The following is a 24,298-nucleotide window of genomic DNA, read 5'->3' as shown; positions in this document are numbered from 1 at the left end:
TTCGTCATTAACCGGTGGGAGAATGGACCGGGCAGGGCTGATGACGGCACGGACAGCGCGGGAGAGGTTAGTGACGGCGACGACGACCACGAGGAACCCGCGTCAGTCGTCCGCCCGCACGTCCCGGCGCTCCGCCCCGGCCCTCAGAAGTGCCCTCAGGGACACCCTCACCCTGGCCGTCCTCCCGCTCCCGCTCCTTGCGGTGACGCTCACGGGCGCGTTCAACACGGGAGGCACCCGGCGGTGGTTCGGGGGCCGCGCCGAGTCGCAGCGCGCGCAGGCCCAGGCCGCCAAGGACGACGCGGCCGCGGCCTTCTACGAGCTGGACACCGCCCAGCGCGACCTGCGCATCTCGATAGAGACCATCACCGCGGTCGACGACTCCCCCGCCGCCCGCCGCGCCGTCGACGACTTCGCGACGCTCGGCCGCCGGATCGACGAGGTGAGCGCGCAGTACATCACCGCGGTCGACGCCCACGACCTGGACCGGGACGACCTGGAGGCGTCCGCCGCCTCCCGCGCCCACGCCCAACTGACGCAGGCCAAGGAGCAGTTGACGCAGGTCAAGCAGGACCTGGACCGTTTCACGCAGGGCATCGGCCCGCTGCTCGGCAAGGCGGAGACGCAGCTGGCCCGGCTCGCCCCGTCCGTGGAGCGCGCCCGGCAGTCCCTGCTCGCCGCGACGACCGCGCTCGACTCCGTACGCGAGGCGGGCCTGAAGGCCGACGACCTGGCGGCCCGGCTCGCCGCCCTCGGCCCGGAGCTGACCAGGCTGAACCAGGGGGCGGGTCAGCACGGCGTACCGGAGACGCTGGAGCGTGCGGAGCGGGTCGCGCGGGACGCGGAGACCGTACGGGCGGAGGCCGAGCGGCTGCCCGAGCGGGCTGCGGAGATCGACCGCCGCCTGGTCTCCCTGCGCACACGCGCGCAGGCGCTCCAGACGCGGGCGGGACAGGTCGAGCCGGTCCTCAGCGAGCTGCGGCGCCGGTTCACCGCCGCGTGCTGGCAGGACCTCCAGTCCGTCCCCGAGACCGCCGCGCGGAACGTGCGGCAGGCCGAGTCGAAGATCGCCGAGGCGCGGTCGGCCCGCGAGAGCCAGGACTGGCCGAACGCGACGGCGCTGCTGTCCACGGTGCGGGCGTTGCTGAACGCGACGGACGAGTCGGTGTCGGCGGCCTCCGAGCGGTTGCAGCGGCTGAACGCGGTGGCGAAGGATCCGCGCGCGGAGATCGACCGCACCCGGTTCGCGATCCGTGACGCCCAGCGCCTCGCCATGGCGGGCCGCTCCACGCCCGACCCGCGGCACGCCCGCCCCCTCGACGACTCCGTGGCCCGCCTGGACCGCGCCGTCGCGGGTCTGGAGGGCCGGCACCCCGACTACTGGCACTTCCTGACGGAGACGGAAGGTGTGCGGCGGACGGTGGCGCGGGTGGTCACGCAGATCCGGGAGGACCGGGGCGGCGGCGCCTGACGTTGGCGTTCGCGGGGCGACGGGCGGATCCTTGAAGCAGTACGCAAGGAGGCGAGGCGATCATGTCCACGCACGTACTGCGTCCCGGAGGCCCACGGCCCGGGACCCCCACCCGGAACCGGACCCGGCGTCGCGTCACTCTCGACGAGCACCTTCCGGTCGACCACCGTCTCAGCAGGGTCTACCGCACGGGGGCCGGGCTGATGGGCCTGGTCCTGCTCGCCTTCGGGATCCTGGGGCTCATCGACAGGATCGGCTTCTTCGACACCCGCGGGGACACGGTCGCGGGCCTCAGCACGAACGGCGCGCTGAGCGTTCTGTCGATCTGCGTCGGGCTGCTGTTGCTGGTGGGCATGGTCATCGGCGGCAACTTCGCCTCGACGCTCAACATGACGCTCGGCGTCCTGTTCATCGTCAGTGGCTTCGTGAACCTGGCGCTGCTCGACACCGGCCTGAACGTCCTGGCGTTCCGCATCCAGAACGTGCTGTTCAGCTTTGTCGTGGGGCTGCTGCTGATGGTCTTCGGCATGTACGGCCGGGTGAGCGGTTCGCTGCCGCACGACAACCCGTACTGGCGTGCCCGGCACACCGGCGGCTGAAGTCCTGGGCGCGCCCGTACTCTTGGCGCATGCCACGTTACGAGTACCGCTGCCGTACCTGCACGACGACGTTCGAGCTGAGCCGTCCGATGTCGGCGTCGTCCGATCCGGCCACGTGTCCCTCCGGGCACGAGGACACGGTGAAGTTGCTGTCCGCGGTGGCGGTGGCGGGGGGCGCTTCAGCGGGTGGTGGGGGTGGCGGTGGTTGCTGCGGTGGCGGCTGCTGCGGCTGACACCCCGGGGCTCCGCCCCGAACCCCGCTGCTCAATCGCCGCAGAGGCTTAAAACGCCGTCCCCGACTCCGCCCTATCTCGGCAGCTAACCGCACCCGCCCGGCGCCCTCTGCCGCACCCCCAGCCTTCCTCCCCGGCAGGGGGCCGCACCCGCCCAGCGCCCTCCGCCGCACCCCCGACTCCCCTCCCCGACGGGAGGCCTCGCCCGCCTTGGGCAATCTGCCGCCAGGGGCGGCAGGGTGGGCAAGGCGGCACCCCGGCGCGGGCAGCGCCTACGGCGGACGTCAGCCACGGCGCAGGCGCCGGTGCGGGCAGCGCCTATGGCAGGCGTCGACCACGATGCGGGCCGGAGCCCCCGGCGCGGGCAGCACCCACGGCAGGCGCCCACCACGGTGCGGGCCGGAACCCCCGGTGCGGGAAGCGCGCCCACCACGGCCCAGGCCCAAGCCCCCGGCCCCGCTCACCCGCAAGGTCACAGCTCCGAGAGGAACCCCCGCAACACCGCCTCCCCCGCCAAAACCCCCCGCTCACCCAGAACCGTCACCCCGGGCGACACCCACCCCACATCCGCCAGCTCCCCGTGCGAGGGCCGCCACCCGCGGTCGACCGCGAGCAGCAGGTCCGCGTCCAAGAGGGAATCCCCCGCCCCGAGCGTCGCCCCCGCCCCGGCCCGCCGCGCGACCTCCCGGACCGCCGCGCCCTTGGTCAACGGCTTCGGAACGGCGTACACCTTCCGCCCCTGGAGCGACACACCCCACCCGACCCCGTCGGCCCACGCCCCGAGTTCCTTGACCCAGCCCTCCGGCAGCGCCGCCCGGTCGACGACCAGATACGCGAAGAGGTCCTCGGCGACCCGCTCCTTCAGCAGCCAGGCCGGGTCCGCCGCGCCGACCATCCGCTCCCGCACCTGCGCGAGCGGGGCGCACTCCGCCTCGATGCGCTCCCCGACCGCACGCCGCCACTCCGGGTCGGACACCCCGTCGACCAGCAGATGCCCCCCGTTCGCGCAGATCGCGTACGTGGGCGCGGGCCCCGGCAGCCGGACCCGCGCGTACTGCTCCCGCGTCCGCGTCGTCGTGGGCACGAACACCGCACGCCGTCCCAGCTCGGCCAGCAGCTCGGCGGCGTCCTCGGTGACGTACGACAGGGGCTTGCCCTCGTACACCTCGACGCACAGCAGCCGCGGCGCTCGCGCGTCGGGCATGGTCAGGCCGAGCGCGCCGGCGGAGTAGATGAGCGTACGGTCGAGATCACTCGCCACCACCGTGGTCACTTGGCCGCCACCGCCTTGCCGTCGACACCCGTCGCACCCCGCGTGAACTTCGGGTGGATCAACCCCACGCAGCTGTACGGCAGTTCGTCCACGACCTCCACCGGCACCCCGCGCTGCTCGGCCAGCAGCCGCACATGGTCGAGGTCCGCTCCGGCGTCCGCCCGCGCCAGGATCTTCCACGGCACCCGCCGCAACAGCACCCGCGTCGTCTCCCCGACGCCCGGCTTCACGAGGTTCACGTCGTGGATCCCGTACTCCTCGCTGATCCGCTCGACGGCCGCCCAGCCCTCCCACGTGGGCGCCCGGTCGGCGCCCTGCAACTCCTTGACCTCCGCGTCGACCGCGTCGGTGACCTCATCGAACCGCTCCTCGATCGCGTCGAGGAACCGCCCGGAGACGTCCGAGCCGGCCAGCTCGGAGTAGAACTTCGCCCCGTGGAAGTCGTCGGGCCCCACCAGGTCGGAACGGAGCACCGTGCGTGAAATCAGCCCGGACACCGTGGAGTTGAGGCACGCGGAGGGTATGAGGAAGTCCTCGCGCGTGCCGTACGTCCGCACGCACGAGCCGGGGTCGGCGAGGACGGCGATCTCCGGGTCGAACCCCTCGAAACCGGCGACGGCCTCCGCGAGCTCCCGGGTGATCGCGCCCTTGCCCGTCCAGCCGTCCACGAACACCACGTCCGCCGGGTCGTGGTGCGCGGCGAGCCACCGCAGCGCGTTCGCGTCGATCCCCCGTCCGCGCACGATCGACACCGCGTAGTGCGGCAGTTCGAGCCCGTGCCGCCGCTGCGCCCAGCGGCGCATCAGCACTCCCACGGGCGTCCCCGCGCGCGCGAGCGACACGAGCACGGGGCGCGGCGAGCGCTCGGCGAGCACCGTCTCGGTCACCACGCCCACGGCGCGGGCGATGCGCGCCGCCGACGCGTCGAGCGCGGCGTGGAACAACTCCTGGTACTGCGCGCTGGGTTGGTACTCGACCGGCAGCGACTCCGCGTAGTGCGCGCCCCCGCTCTGGATCGCCTCCTCGCGCTCCTCGGTGGGCGCCTCCAGCGTCACGTCCGAGAGGTCCTGGAGCAGCCAGCCGACCTCGTCCGGCGCGTACGAGGAGAACGCGGGGCCGCGCAGCGGCTCGGGCAGCGGCATGGAGGGCCTTTCCTGGTCCTGAGGAGCGTTCGAGAGGCGGCGCGAGGGCGCGTACGGAGGGACGCGCGACGGCACGTACGACGGGACGACCACCACGACGACCCGTGTCACGTGCTCGGCGACCCGCTCCAACAGCCCTCCCGCGCCCGCGAGTTCGGCTGTGTCCCCGGCCGAGTCGAGCACGACGACGGCGGTGTCGAAGCCGCCTCCCGCGACGTTGTACGCGTACCGCTCCCCCGGCCCGTCCGCCGGCGCGTCGTGCGCGGGGAAGACGAGGCGGCTGCGGATCGCGTAGCCGGGGTCGTCGACGGCGAGGACCGGCGAGCGCGTCGTCGTGGAGTACGCGACGTCGGCGCCCGCCGCCTCCAGCGCGGTGGCGAGGCGCAGCGGCGCGTACATCAGCTCCTCGTTGCCGAGCACGAGGACGCGGCCGTCGCCCAAGTACGGTGCGAGGCGCGCGGCCATGCCGGGCAGCGCCGCTTCCAGGCGCTCCCGGTGCTCCGGCGTGAACCCGTGCCGCCCGCCGTCCGGCAGCCCCTCCGGCCAGCCGAGGTCGGTCACACGCACGATCTCGCCGCGCTCCCGCCGGGGCGCGGGGACGGCGCCGCCCTCGTGCGCCGCGACGAGCGCCTGCCCCTTCTCCAGCACGCCGTCCGGCAGCCGTACCGTGCCGCGCGCCGCGACCACCAGGTCGACGCGCGCCCCCATCTCTCGGGCGAAGTCGTCGAGCCGCCCCTGGTCGTCCGGCGAGCGCATGTCGACGAGCGCGACGATGACGTAGTGCTCGCGCGCGTGCAGTTCGTGCAGCGCGCGGATGGTGTTCAGCACCGTGTTCCCCGTGGAGAACTCGTCGTCGACGAGGACCAGCGGGCCGTCCCCGGCGAGCAGTCCGGGGTCCTCGGGCAGCAGCAGGTGCGAGGTGGCGTGCGAGTGGGACTCCTCGAAGCCGCCCGCGCGGGCCACGCCCTCGACGGGGCGGCGCGTGGAGTGCAGGTAGGTCGCGAGGGCGAGGCCGTCGGCGACCGAGTGGCCGAGCCCCGTCGCCGTCTCCGCGTAGCCGAGGACGACCGCGCGGCGCGCCGCTTCGTCGCCGAGCAGTTCGCGCACGCGGACGCCGAGTTCGTGCCCGGAGCGCCACACCACGGAGGGGCGCTGCGGGACGTGCTTGCCCAGCACGTTCGAGACCAGCAGGTGGGCGCGCTTGGGGTTGCGCCGCAGCGCGAGCCCGAGCAGCCCGGTCAGCTCCCGGTCCCCGGTCAGCTCCACCCCGAGCCGCTCGGCGACCCACTCCCCGGACCACACCACGTCCACCACACCTCTCACCTCTGCGGATTCCACCTCTTCGGATCCCGCCTCCACCGATCCCGCTCCCACGGGTTCCGTCGCTGTGGACGGCTGGAACTTCCCAGCCGTCATCGGGGTATCCCGGCCGTCAGCAACTCCACGAACCCCACGTCCTCCCGGGCCACCCCGAACACCTCCGCGCGCCGCAGCGTCCGCTCGGCCCACGCGCGGTGCGGCTTCACCTCGTTCATCTTGTTCGTGTACGCCGACCTGAGCACACCGCCGCCGCCCTGCTCGGGCCGCAGGATGTCGCAGGCGTCGCTGTACTCCTCGTGGCTCACGACGGAGAGCGCGTGCACGGGCAGGACGTGCGTGGGGTGGATGCAGGTCTTGCCCAGCAGGCCGTTGGCCCGGTCCAGCTCGACCTCGCGGAGCAGCCCGTCCATGTCGTGCTGGATCAGCGTCTGCCGCAGTTCGTCGGCGCGCCCTTCCAGGAAGGGGCTGCGGCGCAGCTGCGGCTTGAACATGCGCTCCTGGTGGCGGAAGTACTCCCAGACGGGCCCGGTCACCGTGAACCCGGTGCCGTCCGCCCGGCCCAGCAGGTTGACCACGTCACCGATGACGGAGGCCACGATCTGGACGTCGTACGCCGTCATGTCGGGCGGCCTGCGCAGGCCGTACGCGGAGCAGAAGTCGGTGACGCCGAGGCGCAGCGCGAGGACACGGTCGCGGTACTTGTCGACGGTGCGGGCGATCCCGGCCAGGGTGTCGCCGCGCGTCTCCAGGTGCAGCAGGTCGGGCGACTCCAGGACGGGCATGGCGAAAAGTCGACGTCCACTGGCCGCCTCGGCGGCGGTGAGGGCCTCCAGGAACGGAACACCCCGCTCCTCGGTGAACTTGGGCAGTACGAATCCGGACAGCAGCTCCACGGCGTCGCCGAGCCTGGTCACCAGGTCGGTGATCTGCTCGGGGGTCCGGACCCGGACGAAGATCAGGGGCGGCTCCGCCCCGGCGGCGCGCCGGTGCGCGAGGTCGGCGAACTGGCGTACCAGGTTGTCCTCGGCGTCCTCGACCTCGGCGTCGTGTATCGAGTCCTCCAGGCACAGCACCATGGAGACGACGCCGCGCCCGGCCTGCTTGAGCACGTCGTCCGCGAGGTGCGGACGGGTGGCCGGGCTGTAGAGCGTCGCCCCGAGGGCCGTCGCGAGCATGCGGGCCGGGGAGTCCGCGGTGAAGTCCCGTGGCTCCTCGTGGAACAGGCGCTCCCGCACCTCAGGGGCGATGTGCCCGAAATGACGCATTAAACTCCCCCGCACTGCCGGGCCACCCGAAATGATGTGGCCGGTAATAGTACGTACAAGGGCGTGTCAAAGGTTCCCACGCGTCATGAAGTTCTGGTAACTGGCTCATGTCGGGCGCCGGTTTCCGGCCGGGTGGAAAGCTGTCGATCTCGGCACCCCGCGTTGTCGCGGACATGAGCGGCGAGGCAGGATGACCGCATGACGCACGCGATGCTCAAGGGGGCGAACGTCCCGCTCGACGCCACGGCGGTGCGCGCCGTGCTCCACTGGTCCCCGGGGCAGGGCGCGGCGACCGTGGACGCCTCGGCGCTGCTGCTCACGGCGGAGGGCCGGGTCCGCTCGGACGAGGACTTCGTCTTCTACAACCAGCCGCGCCACCCCAGCGGGAAGGTGTGGCGGCTCGGCCAGAAGCGCGTGGCCGACGGCATGACGGACACCATCCAGTCCGACCTCGCGGGCGTCCCCGCGGAGATCACCCGGATCCTCGTGACGGGCTCCACCGACCCGGAGAGCACCCCGTTCGAGGCCGTGCGGTCGCTGCGACTGTCCTTGTACGACGCCGGGGCCGAGGGCGCCGAGCCGATCGCGTACTTCGACATCAAGCCCGAGACCGGCGCCGAGACCGCGCTGATCTGCGGCGAGCTCTACCGGCGCGGCGACGGCTGGCGGCTGCGCGCGGTCGGTGAGGGCTACTCGAACGGGCTGGTGGGCCTCGCCACGGACTTCGGCATCTCGGTCGACGAGTCCGCGGAGGCGGAGGCCGCTCCCGAGTTCGAACCCGGGCCCGAGCCGGTGACCGAGGCCCTGCCCGCACCCGTGCCTGCTCCCGCTCCCGCCGGGTCGACGTCCGCGCCGACCGGCCCGGTCCCCGGCCCCATGCCGGAAGCGGCGCCGGTCGCCGCGACGTCGTTCCCGCTGCCGCCCCAGCAGCCGCCCGCGTACGGCTATCCGCCCGCGGCGGCCACCCAGCAGCAGCCGCCCGCGTACGGGTATCCGCAGCCGGTGTCGGCGTGGCCGGATCCGGCCTTCAAACTGCCGCCGCAGGGCCCGCAGTTCATCGGCCAGTAGCTCACCGGCCGGTGACGGTCTTGTAGCCGCGCCCCCACTGAAGGCCCCACCCGTACAGCCGGTCGAGCTCGGCCTGGAACCCGTACACGAAGCGCACCTCGCGCCGTACGACCAGGTCGCCCTTGACGTTCTCGATGGAGATCACGGCGCACGAACGGGCCTGGGGCGCCCGCTCGTCGAGGTTGATCTCGATGCGCGGGCCGTTGCTCGGATACAGCGTCACGTTGGCGTGCGTGCGGTCGAACGCCGGCGTCTGGTCGTAGATGTAGACGAACACCAGCAGACGCTTGATGGAGTCGCGGTGATCGAGGTTGACGTAGATGGTCTCCCCGGACGCCGAGCCGAACCGGTCGTCGCCGCTGAGCTTGACGTAGGGCTCCTCGTTGAGCGCGCCGAAGAAGCTCCCGAGGGGCTGTACGACGCCCTTCTGCCCGTCCTTCAGCTCGTACAGGCAGCCGAGGTCCAGGTCCACATTGACCATCGACTGGGTGTGTGCCTGCACCACATCGGGCTTGAACATGCTGAATGGATGCCGCATCAGGCTGTTCCGCTTCGGACCGCCGATGTCCGAAGTCCGCATCCGCCACGACAGGTTGATGCGCAGGTTGCCGGTGGCCGCGCCCTGTTTGGAGAGCGAGACGACCGGATGCCGCTTGGTGAGTTCGATGGCGTTGGTCGCCGCGCTGCCCGAATCGAACTCGAACTGCGCGGCATTGCCGCGCCATACCTTGTCCCACAAGGACATACCGCCCCCAAATGCCGCCGTACATGCCGACGGGGCGGTCGCAGGAGGACTCGTCCTCGTACGACCGCCCCGCTCACAGCGTTCCAGGAATGCCCTGGTGGTCAAACCCGCGGCTCACACTCCGGACGAGATCTCGGTCTTGTCCGAGCTGCCGGCCTCGCCCTCGGCCGCCGCGAGCCGCTTGTTGCGCCGGACCGAGGACAGGAAGGACCAGGCGATCAGGAAGACCCCGATCAGGCCCGTGATCAGCTCGCTGACCTCGTACTGGATGGTGATCAGGAGGATCGCGGCGAGCGCGCCGATCGCGTAGTGCGCGCCGTGCTCCAGGTACACGTAGTCGTCCAGGGTGCCCTGGCGGACCAGGTAGACCGTGAGCGAACGGACGTACATGGCGCCGATGCCCAGGCCGAGCGCCATCATCACGATGTCGTTGGTGATGGCGAAGGCGCTGATGACGCCGTCGAAGGAGAACGACGCGTCCAGGACCTCCAGGTAGAGGAACATGAAGAACGCGGCCTTGCCGGCGAGCAGCACCGCGGACTGCTGCTTGCCCTCGCGCTTGGCGCGCTCCTCCTCCTCGTGCTCGCGCTCCTCCTCCGCCTCGATGCGGTGCTCGAAGAAGCTGGAGAGACCGTTGACGACGAGGTACGTGACGAGACCGGCGACGCCGGCGAGCAGCACGGTCGCCTGCTTGTCCACATGGACGCCGCCGTGTTGATGCGCGTTGACCGCGACGGTGAGGGAGGCGATGAGCAGGATGATCAGGGCGATGCAGACCGACAGCATGTCGACCTTGCCGAGCTTGGCCAGCGGGCGCTCCAGCCAGCCCAGCCACTTGATGTCGCGCTCCTCGAAGATGAAGTCGAGGAAGATCATCAGCAGGAACATGCCACCGAAGGCGGCGATGGACGGGTGCGCGTCCGTGACCAACTGCTGGTACCGGTCGGGCTGGTTGAACGCGAGGTCGACCGCCTCGACCGGCCCCAGCTTGGCGCTGATGGCGACGATCACGACGGGGAAGATGAGCCGCATGCCGAAGACGGCGATGACCACGCCGATCGTGAGGAAGATCTTCTGCCAGAAGGCATTCATCTTCTTCAGGATTCCGGCGTTGACCACCGCGTTGTCGAAGGAGAGCGAGACCTCCATGATCGCGAGGATCGCGACGACGCCGAAGGCCTGCCATCCGCCGTAGAACACCGCGGCGATCAGGCCGAGCACGGTGATCGCGAACGACCAGCCGAAGGTTTTCAGAACCACTGGCTACCCCATCATGTGAACGGGTTTCCCCGTGCTGGTTGTACGGGGCTCCCCCGCTCCGCGCACGGCTTTACGAAACATTGACCCCGAAGTCTAGAGCGATGCCCCGCAGCCCGGACGCGTACCCCTGTCCCACCGCACGGAACTTCCACTCTCCTCCGTATCGGTACACCTCGCCAAAGATCATGGCGGTCTCGGTGGAAGCGTCCTCGGAGAGGTCGTACCGGGCAAGTTCCTGCCCGTCCGCCTGGTTCACCACACGGATGAACGCGTTGCTGACCTGACCGAACGTCTGGCTCCGGTTGTCCGCGTCGTGGATCGAGACGGGGAAGATGATCTTGTCGCAGTCGGCCGGCACCTTGGAGAGGTCGACCAGGATCGACTCGTCGTCGCCCTCGCCCTCACCGGTCAGGTTGTCCCCGGTGTGCTCGACGGAGCCGTCGGGGCTCTTGAGCTGGTTGTAGAAGATGAACCACTCGTCGCCCATCACCCGACCGCCGCTGCACAGCAGCGCACTGGCATCGAGGTCGAAGTCGGCTCCGGTGGTGGAGCGCGCGTCCCATCCGAGACCGACCAGAATCTGCGTGAGGTTCGGTGCGGCCTTGGAGAGGGAGACATTGCCTCCCTTGGCGAGTGTGACGCCCATGATGGTGGTCCTCCCCGATGTCCGGCTGGTGCTGCGGTGGTCGAGCGCGTCCGGCGCCGCACTGGAAGTGCGGCGCCGGACGGTGGTACGCGGTGCGGTGCTTCGGCTCAGACGTTGACGCCGAAGTCCTGCGCGATGCCGCGCAGGCCGGAGGCGTAACCCTGGCCCACGGCGCGGAACTTCCACTCCGCCCCGTTCCGGTACAGCTCACCGAAGACCATGGCGGTCTCGGTGGAGGCGTCCTCGGACAGGTCGTAGCGGGCGATCTCGGCGCCGCCCGCCTGGTTCACGACGCGGATGAACGCGTTGCGCACCTGACCGAAGGACTGCTGACGGTTCTCGGCGTCGTAGATGGACACCGGGAAGACGACCTTGTCGACATCGGCCGGAACCGCGGCCAGATCGACCTTGACCTGCTCGTCGTCGCCCTCGCCCTCACCGGTGGTGTTGTCACCGGTGTGCTCGACCGAGCCGTCGGCGCTCTTCAGGTTGTTGAAGAACACGAAGTCCTGGTCGTTGCGGACCTTGCCCTCCGCGCTGATCAGGATGGCGCTGGCGTCGAGGTCGAAGTCCGTCCCTGTGGTGGTGCGGACGTCCCACCCGAGGCCCACGACCACGGCCGTGAGGCCCGGGGCCTCCTTGCTCAGCGATACGTTGCCGCCCTTGCTGAGGCTGACTCCCACGAATCCTCCCTAAGGTCACTAGGGGCGGGGAGCCCCCGTACTGCTCTGGTATCGGATCAACGTCTGGATCCTAGTAACGGGTTCCCGCCCCCGGCGAGGGATCCCGCAGGGTGTCGTCGGTCGGCGGCCCGTTCTACAGCGTGTCGATGGCCTTGACGTACTCGTTCAGGTCACGCGCGTCGGGCAGCCCGTTGACGACGGTCCAGCGCACGACGCCCTCCTTGTCGATGATGAACGTGCCGCGCACCGCGCAGCCCTTCTCCTCGTCGAAGACGCCGTAGGCGCGCGAGGCCTCACCGTGCGGCCAGAAGTCGCTCAGCAGCGGGTACTCCAGGCCCTCCTGCTCGGCGAAGACGCGCAGCGAGAACGGGGAGTCGTTCGACACGGCGAGCAGCTGCACGTCGTCGTTGACGAACTTCGGCAGCTCGTCGCGCAGCGCGCACAGCTCTCCGGTGCAGACCCCGGTGAAGGCGAACGGGTAGAAGAGCAGCACCACGTTCTTCTCGCCCCGGAAGTCCGAGAGCTTCACGGTCTCGCCGTGCTGGTTCTTGAGCTCGATCTCCGGAGCCTTGGTGCCGACCTCGATCGCCATGGTGAAGCTTCCCTTCGGTGGGGCTGTTCGGGTGGCTTCAGCCTAGTTGGCCGCGTACGGGCGGTGCCGCGCAGGTGGGCGCTGAGGGACTCGAAAGAGGCGTCCGGGAACGCGTGAGGGCCCTCGCGGGCGCGGTGGCGCACCTGCGAGGGCCCTCACGTCGGGTTTCCCGTTCCGCCGGGACTGCTATCGCTTCTTGGCGGCTGCCTTGGGCGTGGCAAGACGACTGCCGGTCCAGTCCTTGCCCGCACTGACGCTCTTGCTCGCGGTCAGGCCCGCCGTCGTGGCGGCTTCGCCGATCTCGCTGGGCTGGACGTAGCCGTCCCGCCCGGTCTTCGGCGTCAGAAGCAGAATGGAGCCGCCTTCCTCCATGTAAGCGATGGCGTCAACCAGCGCGTCAGTCAGGTCCCCGTCGTCCTCACGGAACCAGAGCACCACGGCGTCGGCGACGTCGTCGTAGTCCTCGTCGACGAGCTCGGAGCCGATGGCTGCCTCGATGGTCTCTCGGAGCTCCTGATCGACGTCGTCGTCGTAGCCGATCTCCTGGACCACCTGGTCGGGCTGGAAACCAAGCCTCACGGCAAGGTTCGTTTCCGCGTGGTCCGCGGTCGCGCTCACGGATTGCCTCCTGATCGTGTTTACGAAGTTGTCTGCAGCCTCGCGTACGCGCGAAGCGTTGGCCGTAGTCCACACGTGTGCGACGGATCGCGCAAGTACCCGGCCGTCGAGACCGCCGAAACGGTGACTTTCCAGGCCGTGTCACCTCAACTCCTGTCAAGGATCCCCGCCAGACCGTGATGTATGCCACAGCAATCTGTCAGCTTTGCCCGCACTGCCCGACCACCGAGCGTGACGAGGGCTCCCGACCCCCAGGGAACGCTTGAGCGAAATGGGCGTATGGTGGCGATTTCAGCGCAAGCGCTGCCGGGATGCGGACCGAACCTCGAATTACCTCGCGGTAGAGATGACGATTCCGAATACGAGGTACACGATGGACAACGGCGTACCCGACAGTGGAACAGTGGCATCACCGACAGTGAAGGAACAGCGTGGTTTCCGGATCCGATCGCAACCCGATCATCATTGGCGGTCTTCCCAGCCAGGTCCCGGACTTCGATCCAGAAGAGACCCAGGAGTGGCTCGACTCCCTTGACGCCGCAATCGACGAGCGCGGCCGCGAGCGGGCCCGGTACCTGATGCTCCGGCTGATCGAGCGGGCCCGCGAGAAGCGCGTGGCCGTGCCCGAGATGCGCAGCACGGACTACATCAACACGATCGCCACCAAGGACGAGCCCTTCTTCCCCGGCAACGAGGACATCGAGCGCAAGGTCCTCAACGCGACGCGGTGGAACGCGGCGGTGATGGTCTCCCGCGCCCAGCGCCCCGGTATCGGCGTCGGCGGACACATCGCCACCTTCGCCTCCTCCGCGTCGCTGTACGACGTGGGCTTCAACCACTTCTTCCGCGGCAAGGACGAGGGAGACGGTGGCGACCAGGTCTTCTTCCAGGGCCACGCCTCTCCCGGCATCTACGCCCGCGCGTATCTCCTGGACCGGCTCACCGAGGACCAGCTCGACGGCTTCCGCCAGGAGCACTCGAAGGCGCCCAACGGGCTGTCCTCGTACCCGCACCCCCGCCTCATGCCGGACTTCTGGGAGTTCCCCACCGTCTCCATGGGCCTCGGCCCGCTCGGCGCGATCTTCCAGGCCCGGATGAACCGCTACATGGAGGCCCGTGGCATCGCCGACACCTCCAAGTCGCAGGTGTGGGCCTTCCTCGGGGACGGCGAGATGGACGAGCCCGAGTCCCTCGGCCAGCTCTCCATCGCCGCCCGCGAGGGCCTCGACAACCTCACCTTCGTCGTCAACTGCAACCTCCAGCGCCTCGACGGCCCGGTGCGCGGCAACGGGAAGATCATCCAGGAGCTCGAGTCCCAGTTCCGCGGCGCCGGCTGGAACGTCATCAAGCTGGTCTGGGACCGCAGTTGGGACCCGCTGCTCGCGCGGGACCGCGACGGCGTCCTGGTCAACCGGCTGAACACGACGCCCGACGGCCAGTTCCAGACCTATGCCACGGAGACCGGCGACTACATCCGCAAGCACTTCTTCGGCGACGACCACCGCCTGCGCGCGATGGTCGAGAACATGTCCGACAAGGAGATCCAGCACCTGGGCCGCGGCGGTCACGACCACCGGAAGATCTTCGCCGCGTTCACGGCCGCCCGGGAGCACAAGGGTCAGCCGACGGTCATCCTGGCGCAGACGGTCAAGGGCTGGACCCTCGGCCCGAACTTCGAGGGCCGCAACGCCACGCACCAGATGAAGAAGCTGACGGTCGACGACCTCAAGGGCTTCCGCGACCGGCTGCACATCCCGATCTCCGACGCCCAGCTGGAGAGCGGCGCCCCGCCGTACTACCACCCCGGCCGGGACTCCGAGGAGATCCAGTACATGCACGACCGCCGCAAGGCGCTGGACGGGTACGTCCCGACCCGTGTCGTGCGCGCGAAGCCTCTTCAGCTCCCGGACGACAAGGCGTACGCGAGCGTCAAGAAGGGCTCCGGTCAGCAGTCGATCGCCACCACGATGGCCTTCGTCCGGCTGCTCAAGGACCTGATGCGGGACAAGGAGATCGGCAAGCGCTTCGTGCTGATCGCTCCCGACGAGTACCGCACGTTCGGAATGGACTCCTTCTTCCCGAGCGCGAAGATCTACAACCCGCTCGGCCAGCAGTACGAGTCCGTCGACCGTGAACTCCTGCTCGCCTACAAGGAGTCGCCGACCGGCCAGATGCTGCACGACGGCATCTCGGAGGCGGGCTGCACGGCGTCCCTCATCGCCGCCGGCTCCGCCTACGCGACGCACGGCGAGCCGCTGATCCCGGTCTACGTCTTCTACTCGATGTTCGGTTTCCAGCGCACCGGCGACCAGTTCTGGCAGATGGGCGACCAGCTGGCGCGCGGCTTCGTCCTCGGCGCGACCGCGGGCCGTACGACGCTGACCGGCGAAGGCCTCCAGCACGCGGACGGACACTCGCAACTGCTCGCCTCCACCAACCCCGCCTGCGTCGCCTACGACCCGGCGTACGCCTACGAGATCGCGCACATCGTCAAGGACGGTCTGCGGCGGATGTACGGGCCGACCGCCGACGGCAAGCCGGGCGAGGACGTCTTCTACTACCTCACCGTCTACAACGAGCCGATCCAGCACCCCGCCGAACCGGCCGATGTCGACGTCGAGGGCATCATCAAGGGCATTCACCGCATCAGCACCGGGACTTCGGGCTCGATCCCCGCCCAGATCCTGGCGTCGGGCGTCGGTGTCCCGTGGGCGATGGAGGCGCAGCAGATCCTCGCCGACGAGTGGAACGTGCGGGCCGACGTCTGGTCCGCGACGTCGTGGAACGAACTGCGCCGCGAGGCGGTGGAGGTAGAGCGCCACAACCTGCTGCACCCGGAGGAGGAGCAGCGCACGCCCTACGTGACGCAGAAGCTGTCGGGCGCGCAGGGGCCGTTCGTCGCGGTCTCCGACTGGATGCGCGCCGTGCCCGACCAGATCGCGCGCTGGGTGCCGGGCAGGTACCAGTCGCTGGGCGCGGACGGCTTCGGCTTCGCCGACACCCGGGGCGCCGCGCGCCGCTACTTCCACATCGACGCCCAGTCGATCGTGGTCGGGGTGCTCACGGAGCTGGCGCGGGAGGGCAAGGTCGACGCCTCGGTGCTCAAGCAGGCGATCGACCGCTACCAACTGCTCGACGTCTCGGCCGCCGATCCCGGCGCGGCCGGCGGCGACGCCTGACCGGTCTTCCGGCAAAGGGCGGTGAGCGCTTCGGCCTCGCCGCCCTCCGGCATTTCCTACGATGCGCGCATGAAGGAGCAACCGGCACAGGCCCGTTGGGAACGGCACACGCAGCGTCCGCTGTTCGCCCTGGCCCTGGTGTTCGCTGTCGCCTACGCCGTCCCCATCGTGCGCCCGGACGCCGCGCGCGGGCTGATCGAGGCGTGCACCGCGGTGGAGTGGGTGGTGTGGGGCGCGTTCGCCCTCGACTACGTCGTCCGCTTCTCCCTGGCCCCGGACCGCTGGCATTTCGTGTGTACGCACCGACTCGACCTCCTCGCCGTACTGCTTCCTCTGGTGCAGCCCCTGCGGCTGCTGCGTGTGGTGTCGACGCTGCTCCTGGTGGGCCGGCGGGCCCGGATGGCGGAGCAGGTGCGGCTGACGACCTACGTCACGGGCGCCGTGGTGGGCCTGTTGATGTTCGGCTCGCTCGCGGTGCTCTCCGTGGAGCGGAACTCGTCGAACGGCAACATCAAGACCCTCGGCGACGCCGTGTGGTGGTCGTTCACCACGATGACGACGGTCGGCTACGGCGACCACGCCCCGACGACGGGGCCGGGGCGGCTGCTGGCGGTCGGTCTGATGCTGTCCGGTATCGCGCTGCTCGGTGTGGTCACCGCCAACATCGCGGCATGGTTCATCTCCCGGTTCGAGAAGGACGACGCCGAGGAGCGTCGTCAGACGGAGGCGATCGAGGCGCTCGCGCAGGAAGTGCGGGCGCTGCGGGCGCAGGTGGCCGTGCTGACGCGGCACCCCGGGGCGAGCGCTGCCGAGCAGGTGCGCCCTGCGGGACAGGTGGGCCCTGCCGAGGAGGTGGGCCCTGCCGGACAGGTGGGCGCCCCTGCGGCACAGGCGGGTGCGGCGCAGGGCGGTGGCGGCGCGGGTGACACGGTGCCGCGTCAGGGCGCCTAAGTGGCCACGGACGGCTCCGGGAACCAGCCCGGAGCCGTGTGGAGTTTACCTCTCGGAGGGTCAGCGGTTCTCGCTCAGAACGCTCCTCCCGCGAACGGACCGGCCGCCGAGGCCAGCCAGATGATCGCGAGAAGGGTGTCGATCGCGCCGAGCACGACCGCGACCAGTGCCGGTACCGACTGTGTGCCGGTCCAACGACGGCCCATCGCCAGCCAACCGCAGTAGACGGCGACCGGTCCGAGCACGATCCCCAGCGTGAAGAAACCGGCGATCGCGCAGACGAGGCCGATGATTCCGAGTGTCGCGCGGTCCGGCCCGTTCCGTGACCGTACGCGGCCACGTGAGCGGGGGTGCTTGCGCGTGGTGTGTCCGAAGCCCGCCATCATCACTCCCTGAGTTCTTCCGGACTCGGGCAGGACTTCGAGTACCCCGCGGACGCGCATCTACCACGCGCGGCGCTCCATTTGTGGCCCGGGTGGGCGGAGCGCTATCTCTCCCAGACCTTGAACGCCCGTGCCCGGTAAGGCGATTCGGGCTCCCACGTTCCGCTGCCGGGGTAGGTCTGGAACTCGCCGGTCTCTTGGCACTCGGCGGACTGGTAGGTGGTGACGGGCCGGCCGGTGCGATTGGCGAGGGAGGCCGCGCTGCTCCCCTCCGGCAGCGCGACGCAGCTCTCGATGTCGATGTCGGCCAGTTCGTACGCGTGGCGGGATCCCTTGAACCCGCTCTTGCTCCAGAGACAGAGCTCCCCCGCCGAGCAGTTGCCCAGCGTCGGTGGCGCCGCCGCGGTGGCGAGGCCTGGAGCGAGTGCCACCGCGGCGAGTGCGGTCGCGGCGGCAGCCGTGGTCATGTACCTGCGCATGTGTTTCAACCCCCGTGTCGTATCGACCAGTTGCGTTCGCGACTGATCGCTTGCCTGACACTCTGGCCCGGAGGATCAGGTTCCGGGAAGGGCTGTCGAGCGAGGTCACCCGGATAAGCGAAAGCCCCCGGAGAGTTCCCCGAGGGCTTCCCCCACACGAGTGGTTTCGGCGTGGCCGACCGTCGTCAGATGTGCGCCGAGACCGCCCCCGCCTCGGCGTTCTCCCCACGCTTGGTCAGCAGGGCGACGAGGATGGCGACGGCCGCGACACCCGCGGCGACCAGACAGGCCAGGCTCATGCCGGATATGAAGGTGTCCTGCGCGACGCCGGTGATCTTCTCGGCCAGCGCCGGCGGCGCGCCCGGCGGCACGGGTGCGACACCGACCTGGACGGCCTCCGACGCCTGACCCAGCTGTCCGGGCGTGAGCGGCGGGAGTCCGGCGTCCGTCCAGTTCCCGGCGAGGTCGCTGTCGACCTTCGATGCCATGACGGCGCCTAGCACGGCGGTGCCGAGGCTGCCGCCGATCTGCATCGCCGCCTGTTGCAGTCCGCCCGCCACGCCGGACAGCTCCAACGCGGCGTTGCCCACGATGACTTCGGTGGCGCCGACCATCACGGGCGCGAGGCCGAGCCCCAGCAGGGCGAACCAGAGGGACATGATCCCGCTGCCCGTCCCCGCCTCCAGGGTGGACATGCCGAACATGGCGACGGCGGTGAGCGTCATGCCGCCGGCGAGCGGGACACGCGGACCGAACTTCGTGATCATCACCCCGGCCAGCGGCGAGCCGACGATCATCATGCCGGTCAGCGGCAACAGGTGCATGCCGCTCTCGACGGGGCTCATGCCGTGCACGTTCTGCAAGTAGAACGTGACGAAGAACAGCCCGCCCATGAACGCGATGGCCATCAGCACCATCAGGACCACACCGGCCGACAGCGGAACGGACCGGAAGAGCGAGAGCGGGATGAGCGGTTCGGCGACTCGGTTCTCCCACAGCGCGAACACCGCGAAGCACAGCACCGAGGCAGCGATGAACGCCCAGGTCTTGCCGTCGCCCCAGCCCCAGGTCGGCGCCTTGATGAGGGCCCAGACCAGGCAGAACATCGCGCCCGACAGCAGCACGATGCCGAGGATGTCGAAGGACCGCGGCGCGTTCTCGGCCCGGTGGTCCAGCAGGATGAACGCCCCCAGGGCCAGGGCGAGTACGCCGATGGGGACGTTGATGAAGAACACCGACTGCCAGCTGACGTGCTCGACGAGCAGGCCGCCGACGATCGGGCCGCCCGCGGTCGAGGCGCCGATGACCATGCCCCAGATGCCGATCGCCATGTTCAGCTTCTCGGCGGGGAACGTGGCGCGCAGCAGGCCGAGCGCGGCGGGCATGAGCAGCGCCCCGAACAGGCCCTGGAACACACGGAAGGTGATGACGAGGCCGATGCTGTCGGACAGGCCGATGGCACCGGACGCGGCGGCGAAGCCCACGACGCCGATGAGGAAGGTCTGCCGGTGGCCGAACCGGTCACCGAGCTTGCCCGCGGTGATCAGCGCGACCGCGAGAGCGAGGAAGTAGCCGTTGGTGATCCACTGGACGTCGGCGAAGGTCGCGCCGAGGTCCTGCTTGATGGTCGGGTTGGCGATGGCGACGATGGTGCCGTCCAGGGCGACCATCATGACGCCGATCGCGACGGAGAAGAGCGTCAACCAGGGGTGACCGCGCATCCCCTTGGCCGGCGTCGGGACGGGCTCGGGCTCCGGAACCCGATCCGCCTTGTCGACAGTGGTCTGACTAGTCATGTGTTCGAGGCTAGAGACAGCCACTGACACTTGACGAACCATTTCACAAGTCGGTAACTGTCACGTCGCTCACACCATGCCGAGCGGTACGAGCAGCGAGAAAGAGGGCCATGTCGGATCGGATCAACCTGCGCGAGCTCAAGAAGCGGCGCACGCGAAACTCCCTACTGCGTGCGGCACTTGAGCTTTTCACCACACAGGGGTTCGACCGGACGACGGTCGACGAGATCACCGAGGCCTGCGAGGTGTCCCAGCGCACGTTCTTCCGCTATTTCGCGAACAAGGAGGAGGCCGCACTCGCGGTGCAGCAGATGGTGGAGTCCCGCTTCGTCGCCTCGTTGCGTGAACGCCCCATGTCGGAAGGCCCACTTGAGGCGCTGCGCCAGACCGTTCTCGACACCTGGGACGCGATGAGCCGTGTCGTGGAGGAGGTCGTTCCGCTCGAACTCCACATGCGCACCTACCGGATGATCGAGTCCACGCCCTCTCTGCTGGCCGTCCATCTGCGTCGCTCCATCGAGCTGGAGGAGGAACTCGCGCGCGTGGTCGCCGAACGCGAAGGCCTCGACGTGGACGCCGATCCGCGACCGCGTGTCGCCGTGGCCGCGTTCGGCGGCGTGATGCGAACGACCGGACGCCTGTGGGGCGCGGGGGACGACGCGAGCGTCGCGTCGATCCGCGCGCTGACCGAGTCGCATCTCGATCACCTGAGGCCCGCGCTCGCCGAGCAATGGCGCCACGACCAGGGGTAATGAACGCGTAAGTGCGAGTGACGCGCGTCGCACCGAGGGCGACGAAGGGGCGTACTCCCGCGCGCGGGAGGCGCTTTTCGCTCTCACGCAGCGTGAAGCCCTCACTGCAACCGCGTCCGGTTCTACCCAAATACACCCCGTGAAACGTGATCCGCCTCACCTCGTTCACGGTGCCCCGTGCGCTTCTCCTAGGGTGTCCCGCAGTGACTTCCTTCGATACCTCCCCCCAACTCAACGTCTGGCGCGCACTGCTTGCGCTGGTCGTCGTGTTCGTCATGCTGGCCACCACCGGCTGGACCGCGGTGCGCCATCAGCGAGGCGTCACATCGCCACTCCAGACCGCGCTCACCGCTTGGGAGCACGGCCGGATGAACGGACATGCACTGCCCGCGCCCGACGGCTCCCCCACCCGCCTCGCGCACTTCTTCAGCTCACTGACCGCGCACCAGCGCGGGAAGCTCGCCGCCCGGTATCCGCTCGCGGTCGGCAACATGAACGGCGCTCCTGTAGAGCTGCGTTATCGCGCCAACCGCATCGCGCTCGACCAGGCCCGTCAGGTCGAGCACAAACGCATGTACGACAACAGGCTCTCGTCCGTCGGTCATGCCGACGCGAAGAAGCGCATGAACCGGTTCACGTCGCTGGCGAAGCCCGACCGCAAGATCCTCTCCTTCGACCCGCTGGGCTCCGGACGGGTGGCCGAGGTCTTCGGCAACCTCGACAAGGCCGAGCGGGTGTCCGTGGTCGTGCCGGGCGTCGACACCAACGTGCTGACCTTCGAGCGCACCTCACGCCAGTACTCCGCCCCCGTGGGCATGGCGCGCTCCCTGTACGGCGCCGAGCGTGGCGCCAGCCCGCACACCCGCACCGCGGTCATCGCGTGGGCCGACTACACCGCGCCGAGCGGCCTGGGCGTGGACGCCGCCACGGCGATGCGCGCCGAGGACGGCGCGGTGCGGCTCAACGCCATGCTGCGCGGCCTGCCCGGCCACTCCTCCGTCGCCCTGTACTGCCACAGCTACGGCTCCGTGGTGTGCGGTGTCGCGGCGCACCACCTGCCCGACCGGGTCAGCGACATCGCGGTGGCGGGCAGTCCGGGCATGCGCGCCCAGAGCGCCGCGGGACTGAAGACCCACGCGCGCGTGTGGGCCACCCGCGACAGGGACGACTGGATCCAGGACATCCCCTACATGGAGGTCGGCGGCCTCGGGCACGGCGCAGACCCGGTCTCCACCGCTTTCGGCGCGCGCGTCATGGCGGCAGGGGACTCCAAGGGACACACCGGCTACTTCGTTCCCGGCACCGAGAGCCTCGCCAACTTCGCCGACATCGGCACTGGCTCGTACAAGACGGTCCACTGTGCGGGCGGGGGTCAGGGGTGTCTCAACGGTTTTTCCGGCAAGGTCTCCGCCTGACGCGCGTAGAAGGTGGCGGAACAGTCGTCTGCCGCGACAGGCGACGGAGACGCGCACTCCGCCTACGATGAGCCACATGGGTGACGTACTGGCCGGATTTCATGCCGCCTGGGAGTTCGAGTCCGACTCCGTGCTCATCCGCTTCGAACGGGGGATCCGCACGCCCAAGCTCCTTCAGGCGCTGGGCGAACGCCGCATCCCTCTGGAAGCGATCGCGGCGGTGACCCTGACTCCTGGAAAACGCGGGACCGTCGTGCTGCACGCGGTGCCACGACCGGGCGCGGATCCATTGATGGACGCCGCGGAGGGACAGCTCAAGGAGGGCAGCGACCCGTACCGCCTCGTGCTGCCCGCTGAGCGCGAGACGCTCGCCGAGTACTACGCGGACGAACTGCGCGAGCAGCTCTCCGACGAGGAGGACATGCGGCCGGAGAGCTATCTGGTGGCTCCTCCCGAGCCGCCCCGTCAGTTCAAGGCCTACGACGGAAAGGCCTCGTTCGACGGAACCTCGGTGGCCTTCCGCTGGTTCTGGACCGGGGCCTCCTCCGCGAAGTGGAAGGCCGGGGACAAGACCTTCCCGGTCTCCGACCTGAGTGGCGTCGAATGGCGCTCGCCCGAACTCTTCGAAGGGCATCTGCGGCTGCTGCCGCGCGACGCCGCCGGGGAGCAGCCGGGACAGGCGGACCAGGATCCGGCCGCCGTGGTCTTCGGGCTGGGCTACGGCCCGGTGCACGAGTCGCTGCCGTTCGCGGCTTCGGTCCTGGCGGCCGTACGGGCGGCCGGGCCAGCGTCCCCGCAGGCCACGGCGCTGCGCGGCGAGTCGGCAGGGGCCGGCAGACGCGATCCCGCGGACATCGCCGACCGCATCCGGCACCTCGGTGAGCTGCATCAGGCGGGTCTGGTGACGGACGCGGAATTCACGACGAAGAAGGCCGAACTGCTCGCGCAGCTGTGACGCCGGTTCTGTCATACCGGGGTATGAGGTGGGGTTGAGCACCCCGGTATGACGGCACGACGGGGCCTGGTTGCCTACGCTGATCTGGCCATGAACACCGCACCCACTCCACCGGAGCATCCGCCCCGCCCACCGGACGACGACTCCGGCCGGACGGGCTCCCGGCGCGCGACCGGAGCAGTGCGGCGACTGGGCGACCGGCTGGCCTCGGCCGGTGCGACGCTCACCGCGGCCCTGGCCGACGACCGCTCGGAGCCCCTGCTCGCGCACGCGCCCCGACGCTGGATGCGGCTGTTGCCGTATCTGGTGGCGCTGGGCTTCACGGCGGCGCTGATCCCGACGACGACCCAGGTGCTGTCGAACGACTACGGGGTCGGGGGCGGCCTCGCCGGCGCCATCGCCGTCGCCCAGTCCGCTCCCCTGATCCTCGCGGTGAGCCGCCCGCTGACCGCCTGGTGCATCATGATCACCGCCGGAGTGCTGGGCGCGATCCCGCTCTTCCAGGGCGACGCGAACCATCCGTCGCCGTGGACCGCCATGACGATCGTGGCCTACCTGGTGCTGTGCATCGTGCTCTCCTTGCGGGAGAGCCGCCGCACCCTCGTCTGCATCTGGCTGGTCACCGTCGGAGCGAGCATCGTCCTCGGTCTCTTCCGGGACGGGACCAGCCAGGACACGAGCGTGCTGCTCATCGTGCTGAGCGGTGGAGTGCTGCTCCTGGGTGCCCTGCTGCGGGAGCGCGGCGAGACCAGGCGCAAGCTCGTCGTGCAGGAGACGATCAGCGAGGCGGAGCGGACGCGCAGGACGCTGCTCGAGGAGCGGGCCCGCATCGCGCGCGAGCTGCACGACGTCGTCGCGCACCACATGTCGGTGATCACCGTGCAGGCCGACTCGGCGCCCTACCGTCTGCGGGATCTGCCCGACGAGGCGTGCGCGGAGTTCGAGTCGATAGCCGCGGGGGCGCGCGAGTCCCTGACCGAGATGCGGCGCCTCCTCGCGGTCCTGCGCAGCGAGGAGGCGCAGGGCGACCTGGTCCCGCAGCCCGGCCTCGCGCACCTGGGCCAGCTGGTCGAGGCGACCATACGGGGCGGGGTTCCGGCCTATGTGTCCGCACCGGAGCTGACCATCGTCCGTGGCCTGGTCAACGTGCCTCCGGCGGTGGACCTCTCCGCCTACCGCATTGTTCAGGAGGCGCTGGCGAACGTGGTGCGGCATGCCCCCGGCGCCCGCACCGAGATCTCCATCGGCCTCGACGACGACGCCCTGCTGGTGATCGTGGTCAACGGGCCCGCCATGGAGCCGATATCGCCCGTCGAATCGGCCACCGGTACCGGACACGGGCTGATAGGGATGAACGAGCGCGTACGGTTGGTCGGCGGCACGTTGGACGTGGGACCGCTGCCCGACGGAGGTTTCCGCGTCGCGGCCCGGCTCCCGTTGACCGAGCCCGGCTCCCCGACGGCATAAAGGAAT

The 24,298-nt window shown here is 69.9% G+C and carries 22 protein-coding genes; 10 read left to right on the top strand and 12 right to left on the bottom strand.

The features are described from left to right. Positions 1 to 40: 40 nt before the first annotated feature. The 3 genes from ACYBSK_RS06455 to ACYBSK_RS06445 all read left to right on the top strand — a co-directional run bounded on the left by ACYBSK_RS06455 (position 41) and on the right by ACYBSK_RS06445 (position 2,303). Entirely contained in the window at positions 41 to 1,471 is a 1,431-nt protein-coding gene (locus ACYBSK_RS06455) for a hypothetical protein (RefSeq protein WP_460245444.1), read from the top strand. Between the two features lie 62 nt (positions 1,472 to 1,533). Next, positions 1,534 to 2,070, top strand: coding sequence for a DUF4383 domain-containing protein (locus ACYBSK_RS06450; RefSeq protein WP_460245443.1), 537 nt, complete (start codon positions 1,534 to 1,536; stop codon positions 2,068 to 2,070). A gap of 29 nt (positions 2,071 to 2,099) precedes the next feature. Continuing rightward, on the top strand, positions 2,100 to 2,303 hold the full coding sequence (locus ACYBSK_RS06445) for an FmdB family zinc ribbon protein (RefSeq protein ID WP_457475889.1): 204 nt from the start codon (positions 2,100 to 2,102) through the stop codon (positions 2,301 to 2,303). Between the two features lie 472 nt (positions 2,304 to 2,775). Here the strand turns inward: ACYBSK_RS06445 and ACYBSK_RS06440 are convergent, their stop codons facing one another. The 3 genes from ACYBSK_RS06440 to ACYBSK_RS06430 form a co-directional block, all read right to left on the bottom strand. Then, positions 2,776 to 3,576, bottom strand: a complete 801-nt coding sequence (locus ACYBSK_RS06440; protein WP_460245442.1) for an HAD family hydrolase — start codon at positions 3,574 to 3,576, stop codon at positions 2,776 to 2,778. After that, complete coding sequence (locus tag ACYBSK_RS06435) at positions 3,573 to 6,023, bottom strand: phosphoribosyltransferase (protein ID WP_460246968.1); 2,451 nt, start codon at positions 6,021 to 6,023, stop codon at positions 3,573 to 3,575. The genes ACYBSK_RS06440 and ACYBSK_RS06435 overlap by 4 nt, the downstream gene beginning before the upstream one ends. A 107-nt stretch (positions 6,024 to 6,130) precedes the next feature. Next, positions 6,131 to 7,303: an HpcH/HpaI aldolase/citrate lyase family protein gene (locus ACYBSK_RS06430; RefSeq protein WP_460245441.1), complete on the bottom strand. Its 1,173-nt coding sequence runs from the start codon at positions 7,301 to 7,303 to the stop codon at positions 6,131 to 6,133. Between the two features lie 198 nt (positions 7,304 to 7,501). On the opposite strand from ACYBSK_RS06430, the gene ACYBSK_RS06425 reads away from it, so the two are divergent. Then, positions 7,502 to 8,371, top strand: coding sequence for a TerD family protein (locus tag ACYBSK_RS06425; RefSeq protein WP_460245440.1), 870 nt, complete (start codon positions 7,502 to 7,504; stop codon positions 8,369 to 8,371). Between the two features lies 1 nt (position 8,372). On the opposite strand, the gene ACYBSK_RS06420 is transcribed toward ACYBSK_RS06425, so the two are convergent. The 6 genes from ACYBSK_RS06420 to ACYBSK_RS06395 form a co-directional block, all read right to left on the bottom strand. Then, positions 8,373 to 9,116 (bottom strand): TerD family protein, encoded by a 744-nt coding sequence (locus ACYBSK_RS06420; protein ID WP_457475885.1) that lies wholly within the window; start codon positions 9,114 to 9,116, stop codon positions 8,373 to 8,375. A 114-nt stretch (positions 9,117 to 9,230) separates the two neighbouring features. Next, positions 9,231 to 10,376 (bottom strand): DUF475 domain-containing protein, encoded by a 1,146-nt coding sequence (locus ACYBSK_RS06415; RefSeq protein ID WP_457475884.1) that lies wholly within the window; start codon positions 10,374 to 10,376, stop codon positions 9,231 to 9,233. A gap of 70 nt (positions 10,377 to 10,446) precedes the next feature. Continuing rightward, positions 10,447 to 11,022 (bottom strand): TerD family protein, encoded by a 576-nt coding sequence (locus ACYBSK_RS06410; RefSeq protein ID WP_399233232.1) that lies wholly within the window; start codon positions 11,020 to 11,022, stop codon positions 10,447 to 10,449. A 107-nt stretch (positions 11,023 to 11,129) separates the two neighbouring features. Further along, positions 11,130 to 11,705, bottom strand: coding sequence for a TerD family protein (locus tag ACYBSK_RS06405; protein ID WP_457475883.1), 576 nt, complete (start codon positions 11,703 to 11,705; stop codon positions 11,130 to 11,132). A gap of 133 nt (positions 11,706 to 11,838) precedes the next feature. Then, entirely contained in the window at positions 11,839 to 12,297 is a 459-nt protein-coding gene (locus ACYBSK_RS06400) for a peroxiredoxin (protein ID WP_457475882.1), read from the bottom strand. A gap of 186 nt (positions 12,298 to 12,483) precedes the next feature. Further along, positions 12,484 to 12,915: a DUF3052 domain-containing protein gene (locus ACYBSK_RS06395; RefSeq protein WP_306320806.1), complete on the bottom strand. Its 432-nt coding sequence runs from the start codon at positions 12,913 to 12,915 to the stop codon at positions 12,484 to 12,486. Between the two features lie 431 nt (positions 12,916 to 13,346). On the opposite strand from ACYBSK_RS06395, the gene aceE reads away from it, so the two are divergent. Further along, positions 13,347 to 16,094 carry a pyruvate dehydrogenase (acetyl-transferring), homodimeric type gene (gene aceE / locus ACYBSK_RS06390; RefSeq protein WP_460245439.1) on the top strand — a complete coding sequence of 916 codons (2,748 nt, stop codon included), beginning with the start codon at positions 13,347 to 13,349 and terminating at the stop codon, positions 16,092 to 16,094. 69 nt (positions 16,095 to 16,163) lie between these two features. Beyond that, a complete protein-coding gene (locus ACYBSK_RS06385) occupies positions 16,164 to 17,045 on the top strand; it encodes a potassium channel family protein (protein WP_460245438.1) in 882 nt (293 codons plus the stop codon). A gap of 74 nt (positions 17,046 to 17,119) precedes the next feature. Here the strand turns inward: ACYBSK_RS06385 and ACYBSK_RS06380 are convergent, their stop codons facing one another. From ACYBSK_RS06380 to ACYBSK_RS06370, 3 genes are all read right to left on the bottom strand, one after another. Further along, positions 17,120 to 17,431 carry a small hydrophobic protein gene (locus tag ACYBSK_RS06380; protein ID WP_457475879.1) on the bottom strand — a complete coding sequence of 104 codons (312 nt, stop codon included), beginning with the start codon at positions 17,429 to 17,431 and terminating at the stop codon, positions 17,120 to 17,122. A gap of 101 nt (positions 17,432 to 17,532) precedes the next feature. Next, the gene (locus ACYBSK_RS06375; protein ID WP_460245437.1) at positions 17,533 to 17,895 is read right to left on the bottom strand and encodes a peptidase inhibitor family I36 protein; all 363 of its coding nucleotides are present in this window, start codon (positions 17,893 to 17,895) and stop codon (positions 17,533 to 17,535) included. Positions 17,896 to 18,092: 197 nt separating this feature from the next. Continuing rightward, positions 18,093 to 19,703 carry an MFS transporter gene (locus ACYBSK_RS06370; RefSeq protein WP_457475877.1) on the bottom strand — a complete coding sequence of 537 codons (1,611 nt, stop codon included), beginning with the start codon at positions 19,701 to 19,703 and terminating at the stop codon, positions 18,093 to 18,095. A gap of 110 nt (positions 19,704 to 19,813) precedes the next feature. On the opposite strand from ACYBSK_RS06370, the gene ACYBSK_RS06365 reads away from it, so the two are divergent. The 4 genes from ACYBSK_RS06365 (at position 19,814) to ACYBSK_RS06350 (ending at position 24,292) form a co-directional block, all read left to right on the top strand. Next, positions 19,814 to 20,455: a TetR/AcrR family transcriptional regulator gene (locus ACYBSK_RS06365; protein ID WP_460245436.1), complete on the top strand. Its 642-nt coding sequence runs from the start codon at positions 19,814 to 19,816 to the stop codon at positions 20,453 to 20,455. A gap of 203 nt (positions 20,456 to 20,658) precedes the next feature. Further along, positions 20,659 to 21,870, top strand: coding sequence for an alpha/beta hydrolase (locus ACYBSK_RS06360; protein WP_460245435.1), 1,212 nt, complete (start codon positions 20,659 to 20,661; stop codon positions 21,868 to 21,870). Between the two features lie 76 nt (positions 21,871 to 21,946). Then, on the top strand, positions 21,947 to 22,825 hold the full coding sequence (locus tag ACYBSK_RS06355; protein ID WP_457475874.1) for a DUF4429 domain-containing protein: 879 nt from the start codon (positions 21,947 to 21,949) through the stop codon (positions 22,823 to 22,825). Between the two features lie 90 nt (positions 22,826 to 22,915). Beyond that, a complete protein-coding gene (locus tag ACYBSK_RS06350) occupies positions 22,916 to 24,292 on the top strand; it encodes a sensor histidine kinase (protein WP_460245434.1) in 1,377 nt (458 codons plus the stop codon). The last annotated feature ends 6 nt before the right edge of the window (positions 24,293 to 24,298 follow it).

This window comes from Streptomyces sp. BYX5S, from assembly GCF_054724165.1.
Note: the sequence above shows the minus strand (reverse complement) of the source record. Positions and strands in the feature narration are given on the sequence as shown.